This window comes from Microbacterium fluvii (assembly GCF_025515205.1).
In the GTDB taxonomy this organism is placed as follows: Bacteria; Actinomycetota; Actinomycetes; order Actinomycetales; family Microbacteriaceae; genus Microbacterium; species Microbacterium fluvii.
Genome location: NZ_JAOPFX010000003.1, coordinates 385,769 through 412,207, shown reverse-complemented (window position 1 = coordinate 412,207; position 26,439 = coordinate 385,769). Strand labels below are relative to the sequence as shown.

The window sequence follows — 26,439 nt, the reverse complement described above, 5'->3', positions numbered from 1 at the left end:
AAGCACCAAGAACGGTGTGTTATCAAGTCATCGGCTTATTAGTACCAGTCAGCTGCACGTGTTACCACGCTTCCACATCTGGCCTATCAACCCAGTAGTCTGGCTGGGAGCCTCTCGCCCGAAGGCATGGAAGTCTCATCTTGAGGCCGGCTTCCCGCTTAGATGCTTTCAGCGGTTATCCATCCCGAACGTAGCTAATCAGCGGTGCTCCTGGCGGAACAACTGACACACCAGAGGTTCGTCCAACCCGGTCCTCTCGTACNAGGGTCAGATCCTCTCAAACTTCCTACGCGCGCAGCGGATAGGGACCGAACTGTCTCACGACGTTCTAAACCCAGCTCGCGTACCGCTTTAATGGGCGAACAGCCCAACCCTTGGGACCTACTCCAGCCCCAGGATGCGACGAGCCGACATCGAGGTGCCAAACCATGCCGTCGATATGGACTCTTGGGCAAGATCAGCCTGTTATCCCCGAGGTACCTTTTATCCGTTGAGCGACAGCGCTTCCACAAGCCACTGCCGGATCACTAGTCCCGACTTTCGTCCCTGCTCGACCTGTCAGTCTCACAGTCAAGCTCCCTTGTGCACTTACACTCGCCACCTGATTGCCAACCAGGTTGAGGGAACCTTTGGGCGCCTCCGTTACTTTTTGGGAGGCAACCGCCCCAGTTAAACTACCCACCAGGCACTGTCCCTGAACCGGATTACGGTTCGAAGTTAGATATCCAGAGTGACCAGAGTGGTATTTCAACAATGACTCCACGGTAACTGGCGTCACCGCTTCAAAGTCTCCCACCTATCCTACACAAGCCACACCGAACACCAATACCAAGCTGTAGTAAAGGTCACGGGGTCTTTCCGTCCTGCTGCGCGTAACGAGCATCTTTACTCGTATTGCAATTTCGCCGAGTTCGCGGTTGAGACAGTTGGGAAGTCGTTACGCCATTCGTGCAGGTCGGAACTTACCCGACAAGGAATTTCGCTACCTTAGGATGGTTATAGTTACCACCGCCGTTTACTGGGGCTTAAATTCTCAGCTTCGCCTTGCGGCTAACCGGTCCTCTTAACCTTCCAGCACCGGGCAGGCGTCAGTCCGTATACATCGTCTTGCGACTTGGCACGGACCTGTGTTTTTAGTAAACAGTCGCTACCCACTAGTCTCTGCGGCCTCCAAACGCTTTCGGAGCAAGTCCTAATACGTCGAAGGCCCCCCTTCTCCCGAAGTTACGGGGGCATTTTGCCGAGTTCCTTAACCACGATTCTCTCGATCTCCTTGGTATTCTCTACCTGACCACCTGAGTCGGTTTGGGGTACGGGCGGCTAGAACCTCGCGTCGATGCTTTTCTCGGCAGCATAGGATCACCCACTTTTCATCCGCATCGTGTCTCAGCCTGTATGAGAGACGGATTTGCCTATCTCTCGGCCTACGCACTTGCCCCGGGACAACCATCGCCCGGGTTGGGCTACCTTCCTGCGTCACACCTGTTAATACGCTAACCGCACCAGCATGGGGTCGTGCGCTAGCTCCAACGTTCTCACCCCGAAGGGATCGATACAGAGGAATTCGGGCACTTAGCACCACTGGATTGATTGGGGCGGTTCTTCGCCGGTACGGGAATATCAACCCGTTGTCCATCGACTACGCCTGTCGGCCTCGCCTTAGGTCCCGACTTACCCAGGGAAGATTAGCTTGACCCTGGAACCCTTGGTCTTTCGGAGGACGTGTTTCTCACACGTCTTTCGCTACTCATGCCTGCATTCTCACTCGTGTAGCCTCCACGGCTGGTTCACACCGCCGCTTCGCTGGCCACACGACGCTCTCCTACCCATCAACACGGCTGGACCACGAAGGCCTACCAATAATGTCAATGCCACAACTTCGGTGGCGTGCTTGAGCCCCGTTACATTGTCGGCGCGGAATCACTTGACCAGTGAGCTATTACGCACTCTTTCAAGGGTGGCTGCTTCTAAGCCAACCTCCTGGTTGTCTAAGCAACTCCACATCCTTTCCCACTTAGCACGCGCTTAGGGACCTTAGTTGGTGGTCTGGGTTGTTTCCCTCTCGACTATGAAGCTTATCCCCCACAGTCTCACTGCTGCGCTCTCACTTACCGGCATTCGGAGTTTGGCTGACGTCAGTAACCTTGTAGGGCCCATCGGCCATCCAGTAGCTCTACCTCCGGCAAGAAACACGCAACGCTGCACCTAAATGCATTTCGGAGAGAACCAGCTATCACGAAGTTTGATTGGCCTTTCACCCCTATCCACAGCTCATCCCCTCAGTTTTCAACCTAAGTGGGTTCGGCCCTCCACGACGTCTTACCGTCGCTTCAGCCTGGCCATGGATAGATCACTTCGCTTCGGGTCTAAGACATGCGACTGAATCGCCCTATTCAGACTCGCTTTCGCTACGGCTACCCCACACGGGTTAACCTCGCCACATATCGCTAACTCGCAGGCTCATTCTTCAAAAGGCACGCTGTCACAGCTACCAGGGCTGCTCCAACGGTTTGTAAGCAAACGGTTTCAGGTACTATTTCACTCCCCTCCCGGGGTACTTTTCACCTTTCCCTCACGGTACTTGTCCGCTATCGGTCATCTGGGAGTATTTAGGCTTATGAGGTGGTCCTCACAGATTCACACGGGATTTCTCGGGCCCCGTGCTACTTGGGATACTCTTCGCGCTGCGGAAGACATTTCGACTACGGGGTTGGCACCCTCTATGACCTGGCTTTCAATCCAGTTCGTCTATATCGCCACATCACGCTCGCTGCTCGGCAGAACAACATGAAAAGTCCCACAACCCCGAATACGCAACTCCTGCCGGATATCACACGTACTCGGTTTAGCCTGTTCCGGTTTCGCTCGCCACTACTAACGGAATCGCGGTTGCTTTCTCTTCCTGTGGGTACTGAGATGTTTCACTTCCCCACGTTCCCTCTACCCGCCCTATATATTCAGGCGGGAGTCACTGGGTCGGCACGCCGCCCAGCGGGGTTTCCCCATTCGGACATCCTCGGATCAAAGTGTGCTTATCCACTCCCCGAGGCTTATCGCAGATTGCTACGTCCTTCTTCGGCTCCAGATGCCAAGGCATCCACCGTTTGCTCTTAAAGACTTGAAATCACATGAGTTCAATCAAAGAATCGGATCCGGCCGAAACCGGATCAGAAATTGACTAATGATCTAAAAGATCATCTATGTGAAATGACTCGAAAGTCATCTCAAAGATGCTCGCGTCCACTGTGTAGTTCTCAAAGTACGGGCGGTACCCTTCCCGCCGCCGGCCACGCCGACAACCAGAAAAGGCCCTGAGGTTCGTCTGCTCCCGACCCCGAAAGGTCGAAGCGCATCCGGTCCCTCAGGACCCAACAGCGTGCATGTGCCGGCTCACTCACCCCCAGCGTTCCAGACCCGAAGGCCGTACTGACTCGAAGATCACTCCCCGACACCCCATCAAATGTTCCACCCATGAGCTCCCTGCAGAGACATTCGCTCTGATCAGGGTTCTGGAAGCCCGAAGACTTCAGATGCTCCTTAGAAAGGAGGTGATCCAGCCGCACCTTCCGGTACGGCTACCTTGTTACGACTTAGTCCTAATTACCGATCCCACCTTCGACGGCTCCCTCCACAAGGGTTGGGCCACCGGCTTCAGGTGTTACCGACTTTCATGACTTGACGGGCGGTGTGTACAAGACCCGGGAACGTATTCACCGCAGCGTTGCTGATCTGCGATTACTAGCGACTCCGACTTCATGAGGTCGAGTTGCAGACCTCAATCCGAACTGGGACCGGCTTTTTGGGATTCGCTCCACCTTACGGTATTGCAGCCCTTTGTACCGGCCATTGTAGCATGCGTGAAGCCCAAGACATAAGGGGCATGATGATTTGACGTCATCCCCACCTTCCTCCGAGTTGACCCCGGCAGTATCCCATGAGTTCCCACCATTACGTGCTGGCAACATAGAACGAGGGTTGCGCTCGTTGCGGGACTTAACCCAACATCTCACGACACGAGCTGACGACAACCATGCACCACCTGTTCACGAGTGTCCAAAGAGTTCTACATTTCTGCAGCGTTCTCGTGTATGTCAAGCCTTGGTAAGGTTCTTCGCGTTGCATCGAATTAATCCGCATGCTCCGCCGCTTGTGCGGGTCCCCGTCAATTCCTTTGAGTTTTAGCCTTGCGGCCGTACTCCCCAGGCGGGGAACTTAATGCGTTAGCTGCGTCACGGAATCCGTGGAATGGACCCCACAACTAGTTCCCAACGTTTACGGGGTGGACTACCAGGGTATCTAAGCCTGTTTGCTCCCCACCCTTTCGCTCCTCAGCGTCAGTTACGGCCCAGAGATCTGCCTTCGCCATCGGTGTTCCTCCTGATATCTGCGCATTCCACCGCTACACCAGGAATTCCAATCTCCCCTACCGCACTCTAGTCTGCCCGTACCCACTGCAGGCCCGAGGTTGAGCCTCGGGTTTTCACAGCAGACGCGACAAACCGCCTACGAGCTCTTTACGCCCAATAATTCCGGATAACGCTTGCACCCTACGTATTACCGCGGCTGCTGGCACGTAGTTAGCCGGTGCTTTTTCTGCAGGTACCGTCACTTTCGCTTCTTCCCTGCTAAAAGAGGTTTACAACCCGAAGGCCGTCGTCCCTCACGCGGCGTTGCTGCATCAGGCTTTCGCCCATTGTGCAATATTCCCCACTGCTGCCTCCCGTAGGAGTCTGGGCCGTGTCTCAGTCCCAGTGTGGCCGGTCACCCTCTCAGGCCGGCTACCCGTCGACGCCTTGGTGAGCCATTACCTCACCAACAAGCTGATAGGCCGCGAGCCCATCCCAGACCGAAGTTCTTTCCAGCTGCTGAAGATGCCTTCGCAGCTCGTATCCGGTATTAGACGCCGTTTCCAGCGCTTATCCCAGAGTCCGGGGCAGGTTGCTCACGTGTTACTCACCCGTTCGCCACTGATCCCCAAGAGCAAGCTCCTGGTTCACCGTTCGACTTGCATGTGTTAAGCACGCCGCCAGCGTTCATCCTGAGCCAGGATCAAACTCTCCGTAAAGAAAATTTGCTGCGATCAAACCGGAAAAAGGCTTGAAGCAGCGAGCTTGATCTGACGATCGGATGTCATTGCTGACATCTCGTTTAATCTCAAAAGAATCTCACCGGCCAGCAAAGCTGACCGCGAGGTTATTTGGCATTTGACAAGTGCACGCTGTTGAGTTCTCAAGGATCGGATGCTCCCGCAACCCAGCCACACGACCAGGCCCACCGGGGCAACGATGAAGATCCGTCATCCGCTCGGCGACCCTCTCGGGCGCCCGGCTGGACAACTTCTCTATCTTATCCCTCCTGCGATGGCTGTCAAATCGTCTTCGACAGCTTCTCGAGGAGTGGAACCTCCATCCTAGACCTCTCGGCCCGACACCTCAATCACGAGGATGTCTGATGGGGGGGTGGTTCTCCACTTGAGGGGGCGGGGCCTTCCGGCTCTTCGCTCTTCCCTGTGGGGCGAACAAGAAAGAATCTACGTGAGATCCGGGGGTCGGGCAAATCGAGCGGTGCCGCCGGGCGTGTCGGGCAGGTCAGCGCGGATTTCGGTGCCGGCGGTCGGCCGAGGGTCTTCTCGCCGCCGCGGCGTGCGCGTAGCGTCGGCGCATGCCGCCTCCCTCCGACGTGCCCCTGCCGGCCCGCACCTCGGTCGCAGGGCTCGCCGCCCTCAGCGTGGCCGCCGCCTCGCGCGCAGCCGCGCGTGTGGCGGGTGTCGCCGAGGGCGAGCCCGACCCGCAGCGGATCGCCGTCGCGTACTCGAGCGAACGCTGGTTCCGCATCGACGGGCTGCGGCCCAACGCCTTCGCTCCGCTCTCCGGCTTCTTCCGCACCCGTGACGGCTGGGTGCGGACGCACGGCAACTACCCGCATCACGCCGCCGTGCTGCGGGCGCAGCTCGGGCTCGCGGCCGACGCGGACTGCGAGGCTGCCGCGCTCGCATTCGCCTCGACGGATGCTGCCGCCATCTCGGCACGCATCCAGTCCGCGGGCGGACTGTGCGTCGTCGTCGGCGGCGAGCAGCCGCGCCTCGACCGCACGCTCCGCTCGCAGGCCCTGGTCGAGGTGCATCGGCTCGGCGCCGGCTCCCCCGTCGCCCTCCCTGGCGCCGGCGATGCTCGGCAGCCGCTTCAGGGCGTGCGGGTGCTCGACCTGACGCGGGTGATCGCGGGGCCCGTCGGCACTCGGGTGCTCGCACTGCTCGGTGCCGACGTGCTGCGCATCGACCCGCCGCGCCTGCCCGAGATCGAATGGCAGCACCTCGACACCGGACACGGCAAGCGCTCCGCACTGCTGGATCTGGCCGCTCCCGCCGATCGACGCGCATTCGACGAGCTGCTCGCCGACGCCGACGTCATCGCGCTCGGCTATCGGCCGGCGGCCCTCGCGCGCCTCGGCCTGACGCCCGAAGCGCTGGCGGCGCGCCGGCCGGGCATCGTCGTGCTGCAGCACTCCGCGTGGCCCGACCCCGCACGCCGCGGATTCGACAGCCTCGTGCAGGCGGAGTGCGGCATCGCATTCATCGAGGGGTCGGCCGGCCAGCCCGGCGCCCTTCCCGCCCAGGCGCTCGACCACAGCACCGGCTACCTGATGGCCGCCGCCGCGATCACGCTGCTGGAGCGCAGATCGGCAGAAGGGGGCTCGTGGCTGGCGCGCACGTCGCTGCGCCGCGTCGCCGCCGAGCTGCTGGGCATGCCCCGCACTCCGGAGCCGCGCCCCGACGGCTCGATCGACCCGTCGGGGCGCACGCAGCACTTCGTCGTCGACGGCCACGAGATCACCACGAGCGGGCCGGCGATCGCCTACGCGGGGGCGCCGAGCGCTTATCCGCCGCCGCGCCCGTGGGGCCGCGACGAACCGGTGTGGCGGTGAGCGCTCAACCGCGTCGGCGGCGACGCACGACGACCGCGACGCACAGCGCGAGAGTCGCCATGCCCCACACCGCGACGGCGGGCGGCAGCACGCGATAGGCCAGGTGGGCGGGCGTCCACACAGCGGTGAGCGGCCCATAGACGGCGAGGCCGATCACCCACGCGGCGATGAGAGCCAGGGGCAGTGCGCCCCACCAGAGCACGCGCACCGCGGGCGCGATGAGGCGATCGACGGATGCCGCCGCCTCCCGGCCGGCCAGCCACACGGCGCCGGCGATCGCCAGAACCACCAGACCCAGCACGCCCGAGCCGTACTGCAGCCACTTGTATCCGAGGAGCGGCCCCCACTGCTCGTCGAGCGCGGGGACGAGTCCCACCCCTGCCCGCCCCTCATGGGTGAACGCGTCCCACGCGATGTGCGAGATGACCCCCAGCATGAGCGAGATCGCGAGCGTCAGCGGATACAGCGCGCGCCAGACGGCGTGGCGGGCGCCGGGGCGCGGGGCGCGGATGCCGTTCCAGGTCGCGACGGCGCCGGCATCCCACTCCTCCGGCAGCCGACGGGCGAGCCAGGTCGGCGACAGTTCACGCACGGCAGGCCGCAGCAGCAGGTACCACCCGGCATAGAGCACGAGGGCCACCAGTGCGCCGACCACGACGTTCGTGTGCGTCGCGTCGTAGGTGAGGGGCGTTCCTCGGACGAACAGCGGCAGGTCGGGCGCCATGGCACCGACCGCGATCGCGGGGGCGATCAAGGGCGTCCGCACGAACGGCAGCGCGACGACCGCGTGACTGGGAGTGAACGGCACCGCGGCTCAGGCGGCCGAGGTCACGAAGAGCCCCGCGAGCGTCTTCTTGCCGCGGCGCAGCACCGACACGCCGCCGGGGAGGCCGCCGTGCACCACCGCGGCCTCGTCGTCGACGCGCGCTCCGTCGAGCGACACCCCACCCTGGCCGATGGCGCGCCGGGCCTCGCCGAGGCTGGCGACCAGCCCCGTGTCGACGAGGGCCTGCACGACCGTCGCGCCCGCGGGCACCGCAGCGTTGGGCAGCTCCTCGAGTGCCGTGCGCAGGGTCTGCGCGTCGAGCGAGGTGAGGTCGCCCTGGCCGAACAGCGCCTCGGACGCGGCGCGGGCGGAGGCGGCAGCATCCGCGCCGTGCACGGTCGTGGTCACCTCGAGCGCGAGACGCTTCTGCGCCGCACGCCGGAAGGGCTCGTCGGCCACCAGTCGTTCGTACTCGTCGATCTCGGCGCGCGTGAGGAACGTGAAGATCTTCAGTCGCGAGATCACGTCGGCGTCGTCGGTATTGAGCCAGAACTGGTACATGCGGTAGGGGCTGCACATCTCGGGGTCGAGCCAGATGGCGTTGCCCTCGCTCTTGCCGAACTTGGTGCCGTCGCTGTTGGTGATCAGGGGCGTGCCGATGGCGTGCACCGACCGCCCCTCGACGCGGTGGATGAGATCGGTGCCGCTGGTGAGGTTGCCCCACTGGTCGCTGCCGCCGGTCTGCAGCACGCAGTCGTACTGGCGGTGGAGCTCGAGGAAGTCCATGCCCTGCAGGATCTGGTAGCTGAACTCGGTGTAGCTGATGCCGGCCTCGGAGTTCAGGCGCGCACTGACGGCGTCTTTCTTGAGCATCGTGCCGACGCGGTAGTGCTTGCCGATCTCTCGGAGGAAGTCGATGGCGCTCATCGGCGCCGTCCAGTCGAGGTTGTTGACGATGCGCGCGGCGTTGTCGCCCTCGAAACTCAGGTAGCGCTCGACCTGGCCGCGGAGGATCGCGACCCACTCACCGACCGTCTCCTTGGTGTTGAGGGTGCGCTCGGCGGTCGGCCGCGGATCGCCGACGAGTCCCGTCGATCCGCCGACGAGACCGAGCGGCTTGTGGCCTGCCAGCTGCAGCCGGCGCAGCAGCAGCAGCTGCACGAGATTGCCCAGGTGCAGGCTCGGCGCTGTCGGGTCGAAGCCGCAGTAGTACGTGATCGGGTCGCCCGAGAGCAGGGCGCGCAGCGCCTCCTGGTCGGTGGACACGTGCACCAGGCCACGCCACACGATCTCGTCCCACACGTTCTCGAAGGTGGGGTCGTTGGCGGGCGCGAGGGCGCTCACGACGGTTTCGGACACGCGCTTCAGGCTATCAGCGGGAGTAATAGGTACACCAAACACGGGCGATCCAATCCGATGCTGTGGGAACGCTCCCGAGTGTGAGGTTTCCACAGCCCGATTCTTTGTGGTCGGACAACAGATGAGAAGCTGATGAGACCGAAGCAGTGGGCATAACCCGATGCCCTGCCGTGGTGACGTCGCATCGACCCGAATCGATTCGGCGCCATTCGGCTCGCGCCTACCACTGGGAGGTGCTGCAATGAGCGCGAAGCAATCCAGCAGCAGAAGGAAGAAGAGGGGTCTTCTGCAATCGATCACGGCGGTTCTCGCCGCCGTGGCACTCACCCTCACCGGAGCCGTGCCCGCCAGCGCGGCCGAAGAGACCGTCGACGACACGATCACGGTCACCGGCTACGAGACCGGCCAGAACGTCACGGGCGCCACTCCGAGATCGGGTGGCGGATCCGTTGTCGTGCCGAGCACGACCGCGACCTACCCCGCGAGCATTCCGAGCAGCGGATACAACTCCAGCTCTCGTTCGTGGGCCGGACTCATCGAGGCGAAGAGCAGCTCGGGGACGACGTTCAACCTGTACTGCATCGACATCAACACGCCGACGAGCACGGGATACGAGTACGAGCTCGGCACCTGGTCGGAGGCGAATGTCACGCACTCGGGCTACGTCGCACGGATCCTCAACGAGTACTACCCGAACACCAGCGCGCCGGCCGGCCTGACCAGCAATCAGAAGGCCGCAGCGGTGCAGGCGGCGATCTGGTATTTCAGCGACGGCTACGTGCTCGCCTCGAACGACAGCATCCGCTCGTACACCGCTGCGATCGTCAACGCCGTCATGGTGGCCGGACCCATGTCCGAGCCCATCGCACCGACGCTGTCGATCGACGGTGTGAACACGACCGTGATGGCCGACGAGCTCGCCGGTCCGTTCACGGTCAGCGGCTCGAGCGGGAACGTGACCGTGACCGCGTCGGGTGCCACGATGTACCGTGACGCCGCCGGCACGCAGCCGGTGTCCAACGGCGCCTCCGTCCCCGTGGGCACGCAGATCTGGCTGGAGGCGATCGGCGACGCGACCAGCGCCACCCTCACCGCCACCGGCTCGGTGACCGTGCCCGGCGGCAGCGCCTGGCTCTACACCGGCAACACGTCGGCGCAGAGCGGGCAGAAGCTCATCCTGGCCCAGCAGGTCACGATGAAGACGAGCGCCGAGGCGACCGCGCGGTTCACGCAGTTCGGCTCGCTCACGATCGACAAGACGATCACGGGCAACGGCGCGGGACTGCAGAGCGACATCGTCATCAGCGTGAAGGGCGACAACGGTCTCGACAAGACCTGGACGATTCCCGCGGGCAGCGAGGCGGACCCCTACTCGAAGGAGTTCACCCGCATCCCGGTCGGCACCGTCGTGACGATCACCGAGACGAGCACCGGAGACAACGGGCACGTCGTGGTGGATGCATCCGGCACCCAGAAGGTGACGATCAAGAAGGGCGACGTCAACACCGCGTCGCTGACGAACGACTACACCCACGTGGGTTCGCTCGTGATCGACAAGGTCATCGCGGGCGACGGCGGCTACCAGGACGCGATCCAGCTGAAGGTGGAGATCGACGTCGACGGCGAGGTCTCGACGCAGACCATCGACATCGCAGCCGGCAAGACCGGAACGGTGCAGACGGTCATCGACGACGTGCCGGTCGGCGCGATCGTCACCGTCACCGAGCCGGTCACCGGCCAGAGCACCTGGGTGGAGGTCTCTTCGACCGCACCGCAGACGATCGAGATCGAAGACGGTGTCAACACGGTCACGGTCACCAACACCTACAGCGCTTATGGTTCGCTGACGCTCGACAAGACGATCACCGGCCCCGGTGCCGGCGATCAGGGCGAGATCGTCATCGACGCGCTGGTCGACTCGGAGGTCGTCGGCTCGATGACCATCCCGGCGAACGCGGCTGCGGGTGACTACAGCAAGCTCGTCATCGAGCGGCTGCCGATCGGCACCGTCGTCACGATCACCGAGACCCAGAACGGCTCCACCGAGACCGTCGCGGTCGCCACCGTGATCGAGGGCGAGACCGGCGTCACGGCCGAGCACGAGCTCGGCGTCGGCGCGAACACCATCGAGGTCGTCAACACCGTCGTCGCGTACGGCACCGTCGAGGTCGTCAAGACCATCGACGGCGAGGGCGCGGCGCTGCAGGACGACATCGTGCTGCTCGTGACCGGCGACAACGGCTTCGAGCAGGAGATCACGATCCCCGCGGGGACCACCGGCGAATACCGGGCCTACCTCGACGAGATCCTGCCCGCGGGCACGATCGTCACGATCACCGAGACCTCGAACGGGGCCAACGGCTTCGTCGAGGTCGAAGTGACCGGCGGAGACCCCATCACGGTGGAGGCGCACGAGGTCACCCAGCTGGAGCTGACCAACACCTACGAGCACATCCGCGGCTCCATCGAGGTCGTCAAGACGATCGACGGTGAGGGTGCGGGCGCGCAGAGCGACATCGAGCTGCAGGTCACGGGCGTCATGCCCCAGACCGGCATCACGACTCTCGACCAGGTGGTCGTCATTCCCGCCGGCTCCACCGGCGACGTGGCGACGCTCATCGAAGATGTCCCGGTCGGCACGGTCGTGACCGTGACCGAGACGGTCGACGGCGCGAACCACCTGGTGAGCGTGACGGTCACCGAGGGCGACACCGCCGTGGTGTCGGCCGAAGAGGTCGCCCAGATCACACTCGTGAACACGTACGACGCCCGCCCGGGCTCGCTCGTGGTCACCAAGCTGATCGACGGCACCGGCGCCGGGCTGCAGGACGACGTGGTGCTCCACGTCTCGGGCAGCAACGGCCTCGAGCAGGACATCATCATCCCCGCCGGCACGACCGGATCCACCACGACCGCGATCACCGGCATCCCCGCCGGCACCGTGGTCACGGTGACCGAGACGGCAGACGGCGCCAACGACTCCGTGACCCTCGTGGTCTCGGCGTGGGAGCAGGCGGTGATCGGCGCCGACGAGGTGTCGAGCATCGTGGTGACGAACACCTATACCGCCAACGAGGTGGGTGGGGACTCCGTGGTCGCCGATGACTCGACGACCGAGCTGGCCGCGACCGGGGCGGACTTCTCCGCCGCCATCCGCGTGCTGCTCGCCGGAATCGGCATCGCGCTGGCCTCCGGCATCACCCTGCTGGTGGTGCGCCGCAAGACCGCCTGAGCGGTCTGACGCTGAGCGGCCGGGCATCCTTGGGGGTGTCCGGCCGCTTCGGCGTTCCCTGACACCGCGCGGGGCCCATGCCAGACTGACGCCATGCTGTTCTCCCCGGAGGTCATCGCCGTCGCCGTGCTGTCGATCTACCTGTTCCTGTCGCTGTGCGGGGTGCTGGTGCTGATCGTGCTGAGCATGCGCTCGCCCGGCAGCATCCCGCTGCTGATCGCGACCGGCCTTCTGGTGCTCGCCCTCGTGGTCGTGGCGGTCGCCCCGGTCAACGTGCCCCTCGTGGTCGGACTCATGGTCGCGCTCCTGGGCGTCGCCATCGGGGTCGTTGGCGGCAATCCGGTCACCCGCCGCGTGCTCGAGATCGCGACCGGCGGCCGCGTGCGCGAGACCGAAGACGGCGGCATCGTCGTGCCCGTCGCCTCGTCGGATGCCGCCACCCCCGCATCCGACGGGACCACAGAGCGCGCCGTGCTGCGCGGCGGCCGGACGATCGGGTATCTCGAGCGCCTCGGCACGGTCGTCGCGATCGTCGCGGGATTCCCGGAGGCCATCGCCGTGATCGTCGCGATCAAGGGCATCGGCCGCTTCTCGGAGCTGGCCGGCCCCGAGGCGCGCGAGCGCTTCATCATCGGCACCCTCGCCAGCCTGCTGTGGGCCGGTCTCGCCGGCGGCCTCGTGCACCTCGCACTGTGGTGAGCCGCCGTCACTGCGCGACGAGCAGCCGGAACCCCTCCACCACGGCGCCCGCGCCCGACGTCGCCAGCGCCTGCGAGACCGCCGACTGGGTGATCCCCTCACCGGCTGCCAGATCGGACTGGGTCGCCCCCAGACAGCGTCCGTAGACGAGCCGCCGCGTGCGCTCGGTCATGTCCGAGACGAGCTGATCGCGTGCGAGCAGGTAGGCGTTCGCCGCACTCGCGGCGGCGTCGGCATCGGCCTGCGCGGCTGCGGCGACCCACGTGCGCGCCCCCGGCACCGCACGGGACTGCAGTGCGTGCACGGTGTCGATCGCCGCGCGCGCCGCCCACCACCCCGGGCCCTCCGCGATCCCGCCGGCGGCGGAAGGCACCTCTCCTACGGCTCCGATACCCACTCCGAAGCGGCATTCGACGCCGTCGGGCAGGGCCAGCCGCAGCAGCAGAGTCGTCGCCATGGCGTGCGGCAGCGAGGGGTAAAGCCCCTGCAGCTCGTCGCCGACGATGGGTCGGAGCGCACGGACCGCGCCGGGCAGATCGGCGTCGACCTGCGCGAGTGCCGTGTCGAGAAGCGCCTGCGCCGAACTCCGGTCGGGCAGCTGTCTCGAGCCGACGATGTCGGCGATGACGGGAGTGATCACGGCATAAGCATATCGCTTATCTCTGAAGAATATAAGCAAGAACCTTCTGCCGAGACACCACCTCGGGGTGCTTCCCCCCACCCTCTCGCGGTCGATACGCTACCCGCATCCGCCCCCGGATAGGGGGTCAGCGAGAAAGGCCCTCCGCCATGTGGCAGCAGGACATCGACCCGGTCGGCCAGCTCTGGGTCTCGGCGCTCGTCGCGATCATCCCGATCCTCGTGTTCCTGATCTGTCTCGTCGTCTTCAAGCTGCGCGGCATCGTCGCCGGCCTCATCGCCGTCGTGCTGCAGATCGTCATCGCGATGTGGCCGTTCGGGATGCCGGTGCCCTCGGTCGCCGGCGCCGGACTCCTGGGCCTTCTCACCGCGATCTGGCCGATCGCCTACATCATCATCATGGCCGTCTGGCTCTATCGGCTGACCGTCGCCAGCGGACGCTTCGACATCATCCGCACCTCGATCTCGAGCGTCTCCCCCGACCAGCGGGTGCAGGTGCTGCTGATCGCGTTCTGCTTCGGCGCCTTCCTCGAGGGCGCCGCGGGATTCGGGGTGCCGATCGCCATCTGCGCGGCCCTGCTCGTGCAGCTCGGGTTCCGTCCGGTCAAGGCCGCCATGATCTGCCTCGTCGCCAATGTGGCCGCCGGCGCGTACGGTGCGATCGGCATCCCCGTGATCGTCGGCGCGCAGGTCGGCGAAGTCGACGTCATGGCGCTGAGCTTCCAGATGGTCCTCGTGCTGCAGCTGCTGTCGTTCGTGACACCGTTCCTGCTGGTCGTGATCCTCGACGGCGTCAAGGGGCTGCGCGAGACCCTTCCGATGGTGCTCGGCGTCAGCATCGCCTACAACGCGGCGCAGGCGCTGATCCTCATCACCCTCGGCCCCGAACTCGCCGACATCCTGCCGGGACTCGTGGGCATGGTCGTCGTCTTCATGATCAGTCGCGCATGGAAGCCCTCCCGCGTCTTCCGCGAAGACGGCGGCGAGCCTCCGGCTCCCGTCAAGCAGGAGTTCGGCGAGGTGGTCGTCGCGTGGAGCCCCTTCTACATCCTCACGGCGGTCATCTTCGTGTGGTCGATCCCGTGGTTCAAGGCGCTGTTCGCCGCCGGCGGGCCGCTCGAAGCCCTCGTTTTCAAGATCCCCATCCCCGGCGTGACGGGCGTGATCGTTCCGGCGGGGAAGGATGCCGCCACCACCGCCACGTGGGACTGGGCGCCGATCTCCGCCACCGGAACCGCGATCCTCATCGCGGTGCTGATCACCTTCTTCACGACGCCCCAGCTGAACGGCAGGCAGCTCTGGGACGAACTCGTGGCCACCGTGCGGCAGCTGTGGGAGGCACTGCTGCTGATCGCGCTGATCCTCATCGTCGCCAACATCGCGAACTACTCCGGGGGTTCGGCGAGCATCGCCAACGCCCTGGCCGGCGCCGGGGCGCTCTTCCCGCTGTTCTCGCCCATCATCGGCTGGTTCGGCGTGTTCATCACCGGGTCGGTGGTCAACAACAACACCCTCTTCGCGCAGCTGCAGAGCATCACGGCGCAGCACATCGGGGTCGACCCCACGCTGCTGGTCGCCGCGAACACGTCGGGCGGCGCGGTCGCCAAGATCGTCTCGCCGCAGTCGATCGCGATCGCCGCCGGAGCGGTGGGGCTGGCCGGCCGCGAGAGCGATATCCTGCGGGCATCCATCAAGTACAGCCTGTGGATGCTGGTCTACATCTGCGTGTGGGTGTTCCTGCTGTCGCTGGTCGGCCTCAGCCTCTGAGAGCGCGAGGCGGCAGCATCCGCCCCGCCGTCACAGCCCGAGGGCGTGCGTGGCGGCCTGCGCCCGCGAGATGAGCTCTGCACGCTGCTCCGCCACCCGCGCGGGCGCCGTCCCACCGGCTCCGGTGCGACTGGCGACCGAGCCGGTGATCGTCAGCACGTCGCGCACGTCGGGGGTGAGATCGGGCGAGATCGCGGCGAGCTGGTCATCGCTCGCCTCGTGCAGTTCGAGGCCCTGCCGCTCGCAGAGCGCGACGAGGGCGCCCGAGACCTCGTGCGCGTCGCGGAAGGGCACGCCCTTGCGCACGAGCCAGTCGGCCACGTCGGTCGCCAGCGAGAAGCCCTGCGGGGCGAGCTCCGCCATGCGGGCGGTGTCGAAGGTCAGCGTCGCGACCATGCCGGCGAAGGCGGGAAGAACCGTCTCGAGCGTCGTGACCGAGTCGAAGACGGGCTCCTTGTCTTCCTGCAGATCGCGGTTGTACGCGATCGGCAGGCCCTTGAGGGTCGCGAGAAGTCCCGCCAGGTTTCCCAGGAGCCTGCCCGCCTTGCCTCGGGCGAGTTCGGCGATGTCGGGGTTCTTCTTCTGCGGCATGATGCTCGACCCGGTCGAGAAGCCGTCGTGCAGCGTGACGAAGCCGAACTCGCGGGTGTTCCAGAGGATCACGTCTTCGGCGAAACGCGACAGGTCGATGCCGATCTGGGCGGCGACGTAGGCGAACTCGGCGACGACGTCGCGCGCCGACGTGCCGTCGAGCGAGTTCTCGGCCGGGCGCGACAGCCCCAGTTCGCGGGCGACGAGCGCGGGGTCGAGGCCGAGGCTCGAACCGGCGAGCGCGCCCCCGCCGTAGGGGCTCACGGCCGCGCGGGCCGACCAGTCGCGCAGGCGCTCGAGGTCGCGCACGAGTGGCCAGGCGTGGGCCTGCAGGTGATGGGCGAGCAGGATCGGCTGCGCGTGCTGCAGGTGGGTGCGGCCGGGCATGATCGCGTCGGGGTGCGCTTCGGCTTGCGCGACGATCGCGTCGATGAGACGCAGGATCTCGCGCGCGACGGTGCGGGAGTGGTCGAGCAGATACAGCCGCACGAGGGTCGCGATCTGGTCGTTGCGGCTGCGTCCGGCGCGCAGCTTGCCGCCGAGCTCGGGCCCGACCGTCGCGATGAGGGCCGCTTCCAGCGCGCCGTGCACGTCTTCGTCGGTGTCGGTGGGCTGCAGGGTGCCGTCGGTGATGCGACCGGCGAGCTCATCGAGCCCCGCGTGCATGCGCGCCGCCTCGTCGGCGGTGAGATAGCCCGCCGCTTCGAGGGCGACGGCGTGCGCGTGGGAGCCGGCGATGTCGTAGAGCGCGAGCGTCCAGTCGAAGTGGGTCGACCGGCTCAGCGTCGCCAGCTCGGGCGAGGGCCCTGAGGCGAAACGGGCGCCCCAGAGGGCTCCCTCGTTGGTGCCGGATGCCTTGTTCTCGCTCACCGTGCCAGCCTATCCGCGCGTGGCCGCGGCATCCGCCGGTCGCGGCAGGGCCGACGCGCCTCACTCCGCCAGATCAGGTGATCTCGCCGCATCCCCTCTGCCAGATCAGGTGATCTCACCGGCACAGGTCGTTCCGCGGCCGAACGACCTGTCTCGGCCGAAACTCCTGATCTCAGGGCACGGGCGAGGGCACGGGCGAGGGCGGAGGCGGGATCACGCGTCGGGCACGACCCAGCGGGTGACCCGCATCGTCAACTGCTCGAGCGGGCCGCGGCCGACCAGCAGCGCCCATGCGGTGCAGCCCGCCAGGGTGATCAGGGCGAACCACCAGAACGGGTCGAGGGCGCGGAAGCCCGACAGGTCGCCCGAACTGCCCAGCAGCACGGCCGACGCGATCGCCCAGACGACCAGCTGCCCCGTGTAGGCGGTCAGCGGCATCGCCCCGACGGCGCGCAGCGGCAGCGTGAGCCATGAGATCGCGACCGCGGCCGGCCGGTGAGGCTCTGCGGCGGCGCGGATGCTGCGGCACAGCAGCAGGCAGGCCCCCAGCACGGCGAGCGCGAAGCCGCCCGAGCCCACGACCTCGAGGATGCCGCCCGAGTGCGCCTGCGCGGTCCAGACGCCGACCCACCAGCGCACCGGGATCGCTCCCTCCGGCAGTCCTGCCACGGCGTCCCATCCGTAGCCCAGGGCGGCCAGCGCCGCACCTCCGCCCAGCAGCCACCACTGCACACGGCTGCGCTGCAGCCCCGCGCGGGCGGCGCCCATGCCGGCCAGCACGAAGGTGATCCAGGTGACGAACGGGTAGTGCCAGCCGAGCCCCTGGACGACCTGCTCCGCGGCGGGCGTCGCCCAGAACTCCCACGAGTCGATGAGCACCAGCAGGAACGGCGAGACGATCGCCCAGACCGCAGCGAGCGGCAGCAGCACCCGCGCGGAGAGCCCCGTGAACGGCAGCGCCAGCACGAACAGCACCGCGTAGGCGGGGAGGATGACGTAGACGGGCACGCCGGTCGAGATCAGCACGACGCCGAGCACCCACAGCAGCGCCGCGCGCACCGCCAGACGCCCGCACGCGCGGGCGCGGGCGGAGCCGCGCAGGGGCGTCGTCCCCCCGGTGACGAGCGCGATCGAGACCCCGGCGAGGGTCGCGAACAGGATCGAGGAACGGCCGGCGGCGATCCCGCCCCAGGTCGACGGATCGGCCCAGACGAGATCGGGCAGCGCGGAGAGGTGGGCCGCCAGCATCCCCATCACGGCGAGGCCGCGCGCCAGGTCGACCCCGGCGAATCGCGGCGGCGCGTTCAGGCGCCGCAGGTGCGCGGTCAGCCCTGCCGCAGCAGCCACACCAGCAGCGCCTTCTGGGCGTGGAGCCGGTTCTCGGCCTCGTCCCACACGACGCTCTGCGGGCCGTCGATCACTTCGGCGTCGACCTCGTAGCCGCGATCGGCGGGCAGGCAGTGGATGAAGATCGCGTCAGACTTCGCGAGTCCCATGAGCTCGGTCGTCACCTTGTACTCGCCGAGATCGCGCAGGCGCGCGAGCTTCTCCTCCTCCTTGCCCATCGACACCCACGTGTCGGTGACGATGATGTCGGCACCGGCGGCGGCCTCGTTGGGATCGGTGTAGAGGGTCACCGAGCCGCCCGTCTCGGCGGCACGGCGGTCGGCGTCGACCACGACGTCTTCTCGCGGCGCATACGACTCCGGCGACGCGACGCGCACGTGCATGCCCGCAGTCACGCCGGCCAGCACATACGAGTGCGCCATGTTCGACATCCCGTCGCCGAAGAACGCGAGGGTCAGACCCTGCAGAGCGCCCTTGTGCTCGGTGATCGTGAGCAGGTCGGCAAGCAGCTGGCAGGGGTGGAAGTCGTCGCTGAGCGCGTTGACGACCGGCACGCGGGTGCCCTTGGCCATCTCTTCGAGCCCGGCCTGCGCGTAGGTGCGCCACACGATCGCGGCGACCTGGCGCTCGAGCACGCGTGCCGTGTCGCTCGGGGTCTCTTTGCCGCCGAGCTGGCTGTTGGCGGTCGAGATGATCAGCGGCGACCCGCCGAGGTCGGCGATGCCGACGGCGAACGACACGCGCGTGCGCGTCGACGACTTGTCGAAGATGACGGCGACGGTCTGGGGCCCTTCGAGGGGCTTCAGCTTCCAGCGGTCCTGCTTCAGCTCGAGGGCGAGCTCGAGGATCTCGGCCTGCTCGGAAGCGGTCAGGTCGTCGTCGCGCAGCAGGTGGCGGGTCATGCGGGGGTCTCCTCGGTGGCATCGAGCACGAGCGCGTCGGCGACCGTGTGCAAGGCGGCGGTGAACAGGGCGACGAACTCGTCGATCTCGACATCGCCGATGTTCAGCGGCGGCGCGAGGCGCACGGTGTCGTCGTTGGCGGCGTTGACGATGAGGCCGTGCTGCTGGGCGGCGGCCGTGACGGCCCCGGCGACGGGATGCTGCAGCGCGACGCCGATGAGCAGTCCGCGCCCGCGGGTGCCCGCGATCAGGGGCGAGTCGATCGCCGCGATCGCCTCTCTCAGCTGCCGCCCGCGGTCGGCGGCGTTGTCGACGAGGCCCGCGCGCTCGATCTCGGCCAGCACGGCGCCCGCGACGGCGGTGCCGAGGGCGTTGCCGCCGAAGGTGGAGCCGTGGGTGCCGGGATAGAACAGGTCGCTCGCCGTGCCGAAGGTGACCAGCGCCCCGATCGGGAACCCGCCGCCGATGCCCTTGGCCACCGTGATGGCGTCGGGGGTGATGCCGGCGTGCTGGAAGGCGAACCATGCGCCGGTGCGCCCGGCGCCGGTCTGGATCTCGTCGATGATCAGGAGCGCCCCGTGGCGCTCGGTGAGCTCACGCGCCGCCTCGAGGTAGCCCTCGGGCAGATCGACGACTCCCGCCTCGCCCTTGATGGGCTCGACGAACAGTGCGGCGACGCGGTCGTCGAGGGCGGCCTCGAGCGCTTCGACCGTCGAGTCGAGGAACTCGACGCCCGGGGTCATCGGCAGGAACGGCTCCTGCATGTAGGGCTTGCCGGTGAGGGCCAGCGTGCCCATCGTGCGACCGTGGAAGGCGTCTTTCAGGGCGAGGATGCGGGGGCGCTCCGTGCCGCCGTGAAGGCGCGCGAGCTTGAACGCGGCCTCGTTGGCCTCCGCACCGGAGTTGCCGAAGTACACGCGGCCCGCAGGCCCCGTGCCCGCCAGCCGCTTGAGGGTCGCGGCCAGGGCGAGCTGCGGAGGCGTCGCGAAGTAGTTCGAGACGTGGGCGAGGGTCGCCGCCTGCGCCGAGATCGCCTCGACGAAGGCGGGATGGGCGTGGCCGAGCGCGTCGACGGCGATGCCGGCGAGGAAGTCGAGATAGCGCCGGTCGGCGTCGTCCCAGAGGTATGCGCCCTCGCCGCGGACGAACATCGCCTTGCGGTCGCCGACGTTGAGGGTCAGATCGCTCCCCGCGGCCTCCTGCCAGGTCTGCGTGTCGGTCATGCCACCACCTCCGTGCCGATGCCCTTGGTCGTGAAGATCTCCACCAGCACCGAGTGCGGCACGCGGCCGTCGATGATGGCCGCCGTCTCGACACCGCCGGTGACGGCGTCCAGGCACGCCTGCATCTTGGGGATCATCCCCGACTCCAGCCGCGGCATCAGCTCGCGCAGCTCGGTCGAGGTCAGGTGCGAGACGAGCGATTCGCGGTTCGGCCAGTCGGCGTAGAGGCCGGGCACGTCGGTCAGCACGACGAGCTTGGTGGCCTTCAGCGCCACGGCGAGGGCGGCGGCCGCCGCATCCGCGTTGACGTTGAGCGAATGGCCCGGATTGTCGAGGTCGGGGGCGATCGACGAGACCACCGGGATGCGGCCGGCGGCGAGGTGGTCGAGGATCGGCTGCGGGTCGACCTCGGCGACGTCTCCCACACGGCCGAGGTCGTGCTCGACGCCGTCGATGACGACCCCGCGGCGGCGCCCGCCGAACAGGCCCGCGTCTTCGCCGGATAGTCCCGTCGCGAGCGGCCCGTGCGCGTTGATCTTCGCCACCAGCTGCGGATTGATCTGGCCGGTGAGCACCATGCGCACGACCGAGATGGCCTCGGTGCTGGTGACGCGGTAGCCGCCCTTGAACTCGCTCGGGATCGCGAGACGGTCGAGCATGTTCGAGATCTGCGGGCCGCCGCCGTGCACGACGACGGGCTTGGCGCCCACGTAGTTGAGGTAGGCGATGTCGGCGGCGAAGGCGTCCTGCAGCTCCTCGGAGACCATCGCGTTGCCGCCGTACTTGATCACGACGATCTGGTCGCGGAATCTCCGCAGCCACGGCAGCGACTCGACGAGGGTCGCGGCCTTGGCGGAGGCCTCTGCGGGATCGGTGTCTTGGATGTCGGTCATGAGGAGTACGCGCTGTTCTCGTGGACGTAGTCGTGGGTGAGGTCGTTGGTGAGGATCGTGGCGGTGGCCTCGCCCACCCTGAGGTCGATGATGAGGTGGGTCGCGCGCGGCGTGAGGTCGACGGCTTCGCGGGGCGCATCGGGGCCGCCGGCGGTGCACACCCGCACGCCGTTCATCCACACGTCGACGTCATAGGGGTCGAAGGCGGCCGCCGTCGTGCCGATGGCGGCGAGCACGCGCCCCCAGTTGGGGTCGTTGCCGAAGATCGCGGCCTTGAAGAGGTTGTTGCGGGCGACCGAGCGGCCCACCTCGACGGCGTCGGCCTCGCTCGCGGCGTGCGTCACCTCGATCGTGATGTCGTGGCTGGCGCCCTCGGCGTCGCCCTGCAGCTGGCGGGCGAGGTCGGCGCACACCGCGGTGAGAGCCTGCGCGAACGCGTCGGGGTCTGGGCGAACGCCGCTGGCCCCCGAGACCATGAGAGTCACCTGGTCGTTGGTCGACATGCAGCCGTCGGAGTCGAGCCGGTCGAAGCTCACCCCCGTGGCCCGCCGCAGCGCCGCATCGGCCTCGGCCGAATCGAGCACGGCGTCGGTCGTGATCACGACGAGCATCGTCGCAAGGCCGGGCGCCAGCATCCCCGCGCCCTTCGCCATGCCGCCGATCGTCCAGCCGCTGTCGGTGACGACGGCGCGCTTGGGCTTGGAGTCCGTCGTCATGATCGCGAGGGATGCCGCCGCTCCCCCCTCTGCGGACAGCTCGGCGATCGCCGCGGCGGTGCCGTCGAGCACCTTGCCGCGGAACACCTCGTCGCCCGTGCCGATGAGGCCCGTGGAGCACACCAGCACGTCGCCGGGGCTCACCTCGAGCAGCTCGGCGGCCTTCTCGGCGGTCTGGTGGGTGGTCTGGAAGCCGAACGACCCGGTGAAGCAGTTGGCACCGCCCGAATTGAGCACGACGGCTTCGACCACTCCGTCGGCGATCGCCTGCTGCGACCAGATGATGGGGTTGGCCTTGGCGCGGTTGCTCGTGAACACGGCGGCGCCGACCTTGAGCGGACCGCGGTTGACGACGACCGCGAGGTCTTTCTTGCCGGTGGACTTCAGGCCAGAGGCGACCCCGGCCGCCTCGAAACCCTGGGCTGCGGTGACGCTCACGGGGCGACTCCGTTCACGGTCAGGCCCGTGCCCTCTTTCAGGCCGAGCGCGATGTTCATGGACTGCACGGCGGCGCCGGCGGTGCCCTTGACGAGGTTGTCGACGGCGGTGACGACAACGACGCGGTTCGCCGCACGGTCGATCGCCAGACCGATGAGCGCCGTGTTGGCGCCCAGCACGTCGGCGGCGCGGGGGAACTGCCCCTCGGGGAGCAGCTGCACGAAGGTCTCGTCGGCGTAGGCCGCCTCCCACGCGCCGCGGATGTCGGCGTCGGTCGCACCGGCTGCGATCGGGGCGGTGGAGGTGGCGAGGATGCCGCGGGCCATCGGCACCAGCACGGGCGTGAACGAGATGCGAGGGTCGACGGTCGCCGAGCCCGCGGCGCTCAGCGCCTGCTGGATCTCGGGTATGTGCCGGTGCGTGCCGCCGACGGCGTAGGGGTTCGCCGTGCCGAGCAGCTCGCTGCCCAGCAGGTGCGGCTTGAGGCTCTTGCCCGCCCCCGACGGGCCGACGGCGAGCACGCTCACGATGTCGCCGGCGTCGATCACCCCCGCCGCGACGCCCGGGGCGAGGCTCAGGCTCACCGTCGAGGCGTTGCAGCCGGGGGCGGCGATGCGGGTCGCCCCCACGAGGCTCTCGCGCTGCTTGCGGCCGCCCACGAGCAGCTCCGGCACCCCGTAGGCCCACGGCTCGTGGAAGTGCCCGCCGTAGAACGCATCCCAGGCGGCCTCGGAGGTGAGGCGGTGGTCGGCGCCGGCGTCGATCACGAGCGGGGTCGTGCCGAGCGCATCGGTGTACTGGCCCGACTGGCCGTGCGGCAGCGCGAGGAAGACGATGTCGTGCCCCGCGAGGATCTCGGGGGTCGTGTCCTGCAGCGTCAGGTGGGCGAGCGAGCGCAGGTGCGGCTGGTGCTGCACGAGGGGCTGCCCGGCGTTCGAGTGGGCGGTGACGGTGCGGATCTCGATGTCGGGGTGAGCTGCGAGGATGCGCAGGATCTCACCGCCGGCGTAGCCGGAGGCGCCGGAGACGGCGACCGAATAGGTCATGCTTCTACCTTAGTTTCCACGACGGAGTCACCAGACGATGACGAGGGCCGGCGGCGGCGACACCGCCGACTCCACCCGGAAACGGGGAGCGTGCAGCGTCGCCTAGAGTCGGCGCCCGCGTCGGCGCGCACGCGCGTCACCCGTGAGGGGAGCAGCGAGGGCCGAGAGCATGCGCCGACGATAGCGGCCGGGGCGCGGCATCCGCAAATCGGGCGGCGCGCCCCGCTCACGAGACCGGGAAGGCCTTGATGCGCATGAGCAGATCGGGACCGGTGCGCTCGATGGCCCGGCCGCCGACGACGACCCCGAGCGCGATCTCGGCGACACCCCCCACGAGGGCGATCGCCAGGGCGAGCCAGCCCAGGCCCGCGGATCCGCCCACGAGCGCGATCGCCGAGACGATGCCGGCGGGAGCGGCCAGCACGGCGACCGCTGCCAGCACGACGAACACGAGCAGACCGTTCACGAAGGTCTGGCCAGGCACGGTCTTGAAGGGGCTGTCACCCGGTGCCGCCACCGGACTGGCGATGAGCGCCGACGACACCGCCGTGACCGCGTAGCCGGCCAGCAGCACCCCGAGCGCGGCGCCGAGCAGGGCCGGCAGCCGAGCGAGAGACCCCGAGATCGCCGCGGTCACCACGGCGATCAGCACGATGCTCGGCACGCCGACGCACGCGGCGCCGAGGAGGCGCCCGAGGCGGTCGTCTCGCCCGCGCGCGGGGGTCGAGAGCACCGAGGCGAAGGCCGTGCCGTCGTACGAGACGTCGGTGTAGCCGGCCATCACGAGGATGAGCGCCACGACCACGGCGCTCAGGCCGAAGAGGGGTCCGTCGATGCCGCCGGTGAAGGCGAACAGCACGGGGAACAGCGGAACGAGCAGCAGCTGGCGCCCGTACCGAGGGTCGCGCAGCCACCCCGTGAGCGACCGCGCCCACGTCGCCCCGAGGGCGCCTGTGGGCATGCGGCCGAACAGTCCCAGTCGGCCGGGCGCCACGGTGCGGGCGGCCTGGCGGGGCGGCGACGACAGCGAGGCGTCGAGGGCGCGGGCCCACAGCATCCACACCGTCACGAGGGTCGCCACCGCGATGAGCGCCGTGGCGAGCGCCTCGACCCACGCGCCCTGCGCGACGTAGGCGGGCGCCGCCCAGGCGGCCCCGAGCGGGGTCCACGCCAGCACGGCTGCGGCCTGCTGCACCCGCGCACCGAGATCGGCGGCCTCGTCGAGCAGCGTCATGACGCCGGTGAGGATCGGCCCGGTCATGATGAGCACGACCAGCACGATCGTGCTGACGAGCTGACTCGCGCGGCGGCTGGCTCCGAGCCCCACCGAGAGCGTCGCGACCAGGCGCCCCGCGACGACGCAGGTGAGCACCGCGAGCAGCGCGCAGGGCACCGCCGCGATCGCCGCGGCTGGCCGGTGCAGCCACAGCGCGGCGGCGGCGAGCGCCGCCAGGGTCGTCACGATCCCGGGGATGCCGGTGGCGCCGACACCGGCGAGCGCGACCATCGTCTGCCGGCGGCTGAGCGGGAAGGGCGCCAGGCGCGCCGCGTCGACCGACGTGTCGATCCCGGCCACGAGCACCGGGGCGAGCACCCAGCCGACCAGCAGCAGCGAGCCGGCGACCACCGCGACCACGCGCGACAGGGTCGGATCATCCGCCGCACCGACCGCGACGCACGCCACCACGATCAGGGCGAGGATCGACAGCGCCCACAGCACGCCGAAGCAGAAGCCGACCAGCTGCCAGGGCCTGCGCGCCAGGCTGTTGCCCAGCACCCGCCACCGCAGCCTCAGGACCGTCGCAACCACTGCGGTCCCTCCGAGCTGTGGCGGCCGCCCACGAGGGAGACGAACCGGTCTTGCAGGCTCTCGCCCGCGCGCACCTCGTCGACGGCGCCCGCCACGAGCACACGCCCGGCGGCGATGATCGCGACGTGGTCGCACATGCGCTGCACGAGATCCATCGAGTGGCTCGAGATCACGACCGATCCGCCCGAGGCCGTGTATCCGCGCAGCACGTCCTCGATGTTGGCCGCCGAGACCGGATCGACCGACTCGAACGGCTCGTCGAGCACCAGCAGGCGCGGTGCGTGCACGAGAGCGCAGGCGAGCGCGATCTTCTTGGTCATGCCCGCCGAGTAGTCGGCGACGATCGTGCCGGCGGCATCCGTCAGATCCATCATCGTGAGGAGGTCGGCCACCCGAGGCGCGATCTCGGTGCGCGGGATGCCGAACATCATCGCCGTGTAGGTGATGAGCTGCTCGCCGGTCAGGCGGTCGAACAGCCGCACCCCGTCGGCCAGATTGCCGATGATCGCCTTGGCCTGCACGGGATGCTGCCAGACGTCGATGCCGTGCACCTGGACGCTGCCGCCGTCGGGGCGCAGCAGGCCTGTCGCCATCGACAGGGTCGTGGTCTTTCCCGCTCCGTTGGGACCGACGAGGCCGTAGAACGATCCGGCGGGCACCGTGAGATCGATGCCCGCCACCGCGACCTTCTCACCGAAGCGCTTGAGCAGGCCGCTCAGCTGCAGGGCGGGCGGGGATGCGTCGAGGGAAGGGTCGCTCACCGCCCCGAGCCTATCGGGGCGAGGTCACAGCAGCACGAGCACGATGCCGACGACCACGAAGAACACGCCCACCGCGAACCCGCAGATCGTCATCGCGCGGAAGGCGCCGATCAGTCGCCGCCCCGGCGTCGCACGCAGGGCGCCGACGACGGTCACGATGACCGCCACGGCCATGATCACCCACCACAGGTCGCCGCGCCCTGTGTAGTCGTCGTATGCGCTCGGGAACAGCCCGGACGCCTGAGGGAAGAAGATCGCGAGCCCGCCGGCGGTCTGGGTGAAGGTGAAGCCGATGACGCTCAGCACGATCGCGAGCACGTTGAACGCGGCGAAGGCGAGGATGAGCGGCGTCAGTCCGCGGACGGGGCGTACGGATGCGGCGGCAGCGGCGTCGGCGTCGACGGGCGCGGAGATCGTCATGGTCGCACGGTACCGCGCCGGCGGGCGCCGCGTCCG

General features: G+C 67.7%; 17 protein-coding genes and 2 rRNA genes. 4 read left to right on the top strand and 15 right to left on the bottom strand.

The genetic code is table 11. The annotated features are described in order from the left end of the window. Positions 1–18: 18 nt before the first annotated feature. Together OAW74_RS13160 and OAW74_RS13155 are read right to left on the bottom strand one after the other, a co-directional pair. A 23S ribosomal RNA gene (locus OAW74_RS13160) occupies positions 19–3,124 on the bottom strand. Positions 3,125–3,541: 417 nt separating this feature from the next. Beyond that, positions 3,542–5,065: ribosomal RNA gene (locus OAW74_RS13155) — 16S ribosomal RNA — on the bottom strand. The 16S and 23S rRNA genes sit together here, the layout of an rRNA operon. A gap of 596 nt (positions 5,066–5,661) precedes the next feature. Between OAW74_RS13155 and OAW74_RS13150 the strand changes: the two genes are divergently transcribed. Further along, complete coding sequence (locus OAW74_RS13150) at positions 5,662–6,924, top strand: CoA transferase (RefSeq protein ID WP_262874829.1); 1,263 nt, start codon at positions 5,662–5,664, stop codon at positions 6,922–6,924. A gap of 4 nt (positions 6,925–6,928) precedes the next feature. Here OAW74_RS13150 and OAW74_RS13145 read toward each other — a convergent pair whose 3' ends face one another. Both OAW74_RS13145 and tyrS read right to left on the bottom strand, forming a co-directional pair. Next, positions 6,929–7,732 (bottom strand): DUF4184 family protein, encoded by an 804-nt coding sequence (locus tag OAW74_RS13145; RefSeq protein WP_262874828.1) that lies wholly within the window; start codon positions 7,730–7,732, stop codon positions 6,929–6,931. A gap of 6 nt (positions 7,733–7,738) precedes the next feature. Further along, positions 7,739–9,049, bottom strand: a complete 1,311-nt coding sequence (tyrS, locus tag OAW74_RS13140) for a tyrosine--tRNA ligase (protein WP_262874827.1) — start codon at positions 9,047–9,049, stop codon at positions 7,739–7,741. A 241-nt stretch (positions 9,050–9,290) separates the two neighbouring features. Between tyrS and OAW74_RS13135 the strand changes: the two genes are divergently transcribed. Together OAW74_RS13135 and OAW74_RS13130 are read left to right on the top strand one after the other, a co-directional pair. Continuing rightward, the gene (locus OAW74_RS13135) at positions 9,291–12,281 is read left to right on the top strand and encodes a thioester domain-containing protein (protein WP_262874826.1); all 2,991 of its coding nucleotides are present in this window, start codon (positions 9,291–9,293) and stop codon (positions 12,279–12,281) included. Between the two features lie 93 nt (positions 12,282–12,374). Beyond that, positions 12,375–12,980 (top strand): hypothetical protein, encoded by a 606-nt coding sequence (locus OAW74_RS13130; RefSeq protein ID WP_262874825.1) that lies wholly within the window; start codon positions 12,375–12,377, stop codon positions 12,978–12,980. A gap of 7 nt (positions 12,981–12,987) precedes the next feature. Here OAW74_RS13130 and OAW74_RS13125 read toward each other — a convergent pair whose 3' ends face one another. Then, a complete protein-coding gene (locus OAW74_RS13125; protein WP_262874824.1) occupies positions 12,988–13,620 on the bottom strand; it encodes a SatD family protein in 633 nt (210 codons plus the stop codon). A gap of 149 nt (positions 13,621–13,769) precedes the next feature. On the opposite strand from OAW74_RS13125, the gene OAW74_RS13120 reads away from it, so the two are divergent. Beyond that, positions 13,770–15,386 (top strand): L-lactate permease, encoded by a 1,617-nt coding sequence (locus tag OAW74_RS13120; protein ID WP_262874823.1) that lies wholly within the window; start codon positions 13,770–13,772, stop codon positions 15,384–15,386. Between the two features lie 30 nt (positions 15,387–15,416). Here the strand turns inward: OAW74_RS13120 and argH are convergent, their stop codons facing one another. The 10 genes from argH to OAW74_RS13070 all read right to left on the bottom strand — a co-directional run bounded on the left by argH (position 15,417) and on the right by OAW74_RS13070 (position 26,403). After that, positions 15,417–16,847 carry an argininosuccinate lyase gene (argH, locus tag OAW74_RS13115; protein WP_262874822.1) on the bottom strand — a complete coding sequence of 477 codons (1,431 nt, stop codon included), beginning with the start codon at positions 16,845–16,847 and terminating at the stop codon, positions 15,417–15,419. Between the two features lie 213 nt (positions 16,848–17,060). Then, positions 17,061–18,194 (bottom strand): heparan-alpha-glucosaminide N-acetyltransferase domain-containing protein, encoded by a 1,134-nt coding sequence (locus OAW74_RS13110; RefSeq protein WP_262874821.1) that lies wholly within the window; start codon positions 18,192–18,194, stop codon positions 17,061–17,063. After that, positions 18,173–19,096, bottom strand: a complete 924-nt coding sequence (gene argF / locus OAW74_RS13105; RefSeq protein WP_262874820.1) for an ornithine carbamoyltransferase — start codon at positions 19,094–19,096, stop codon at positions 18,173–18,175. Before argF ends, OAW74_RS13110 begins: the two co-directional genes overlap by 22 nt. Next, the gene (locus OAW74_RS13100) at positions 19,093–20,319 is read right to left on the bottom strand and encodes an acetylornithine transaminase (protein WP_262874819.1); all 1,227 of its coding nucleotides are present in this window, start codon (positions 20,317–20,319) and stop codon (positions 19,093–19,095) included. The genes argF and OAW74_RS13100 overlap by 4 nt, the downstream gene beginning before the upstream one ends. Beyond that, positions 20,316–21,212: an acetylglutamate kinase gene (gene argB / locus OAW74_RS13095; RefSeq protein WP_262874818.1), complete on the bottom strand. Its 897-nt coding sequence runs from the start codon at positions 21,210–21,212 to the stop codon at positions 20,316–20,318. The genes OAW74_RS13100 and argB overlap by 4 nt, the downstream gene beginning before the upstream one ends. Further along, positions 21,209–22,366, bottom strand: a complete 1,158-nt coding sequence (argJ, locus tag OAW74_RS13090) for a bifunctional glutamate N-acetyltransferase/amino-acid acetyltransferase ArgJ (protein WP_262874817.1) — start codon at positions 22,364–22,366, stop codon at positions 21,209–21,211. The genes argB and argJ overlap by 4 nt, the downstream gene beginning before the upstream one ends. Continuing rightward, positions 22,363–23,412, bottom strand: a complete 1,050-nt coding sequence (argC, locus tag OAW74_RS13085; RefSeq protein ID WP_262874816.1) for an N-acetyl-gamma-glutamyl-phosphate reductase — start codon at positions 23,410–23,412, stop codon at positions 22,363–22,365. Before argC ends, argJ begins: the two co-directional genes overlap by 4 nt. Positions 23,413–23,638: 226 nt before the next feature. Next, the gene (locus tag OAW74_RS13080) at positions 23,639–25,222 is read right to left on the bottom strand and encodes a hypothetical protein (protein ID WP_262874815.1); all 1,584 of its coding nucleotides are present in this window, start codon (positions 25,220–25,222) and stop codon (positions 23,639–23,641) included. Beyond that, positions 25,204–25,983, bottom strand: coding sequence for an ABC transporter ATP-binding protein (locus OAW74_RS13075; RefSeq protein WP_262874814.1), 780 nt, complete (start codon positions 25,981–25,983; stop codon positions 25,204–25,206). Before OAW74_RS13075 ends, OAW74_RS13080 begins: the two co-directional genes overlap by 19 nt. A 24-nt stretch (positions 25,984–26,007) precedes the next feature. Beyond that, a complete protein-coding gene (locus tag OAW74_RS13070; protein WP_262874813.1) occupies positions 26,008–26,403 on the bottom strand; it encodes a hypothetical protein in 396 nt (131 codons plus the stop codon). Between the last annotated feature and the right edge of the window lie 36 nt (positions 26,404–26,439).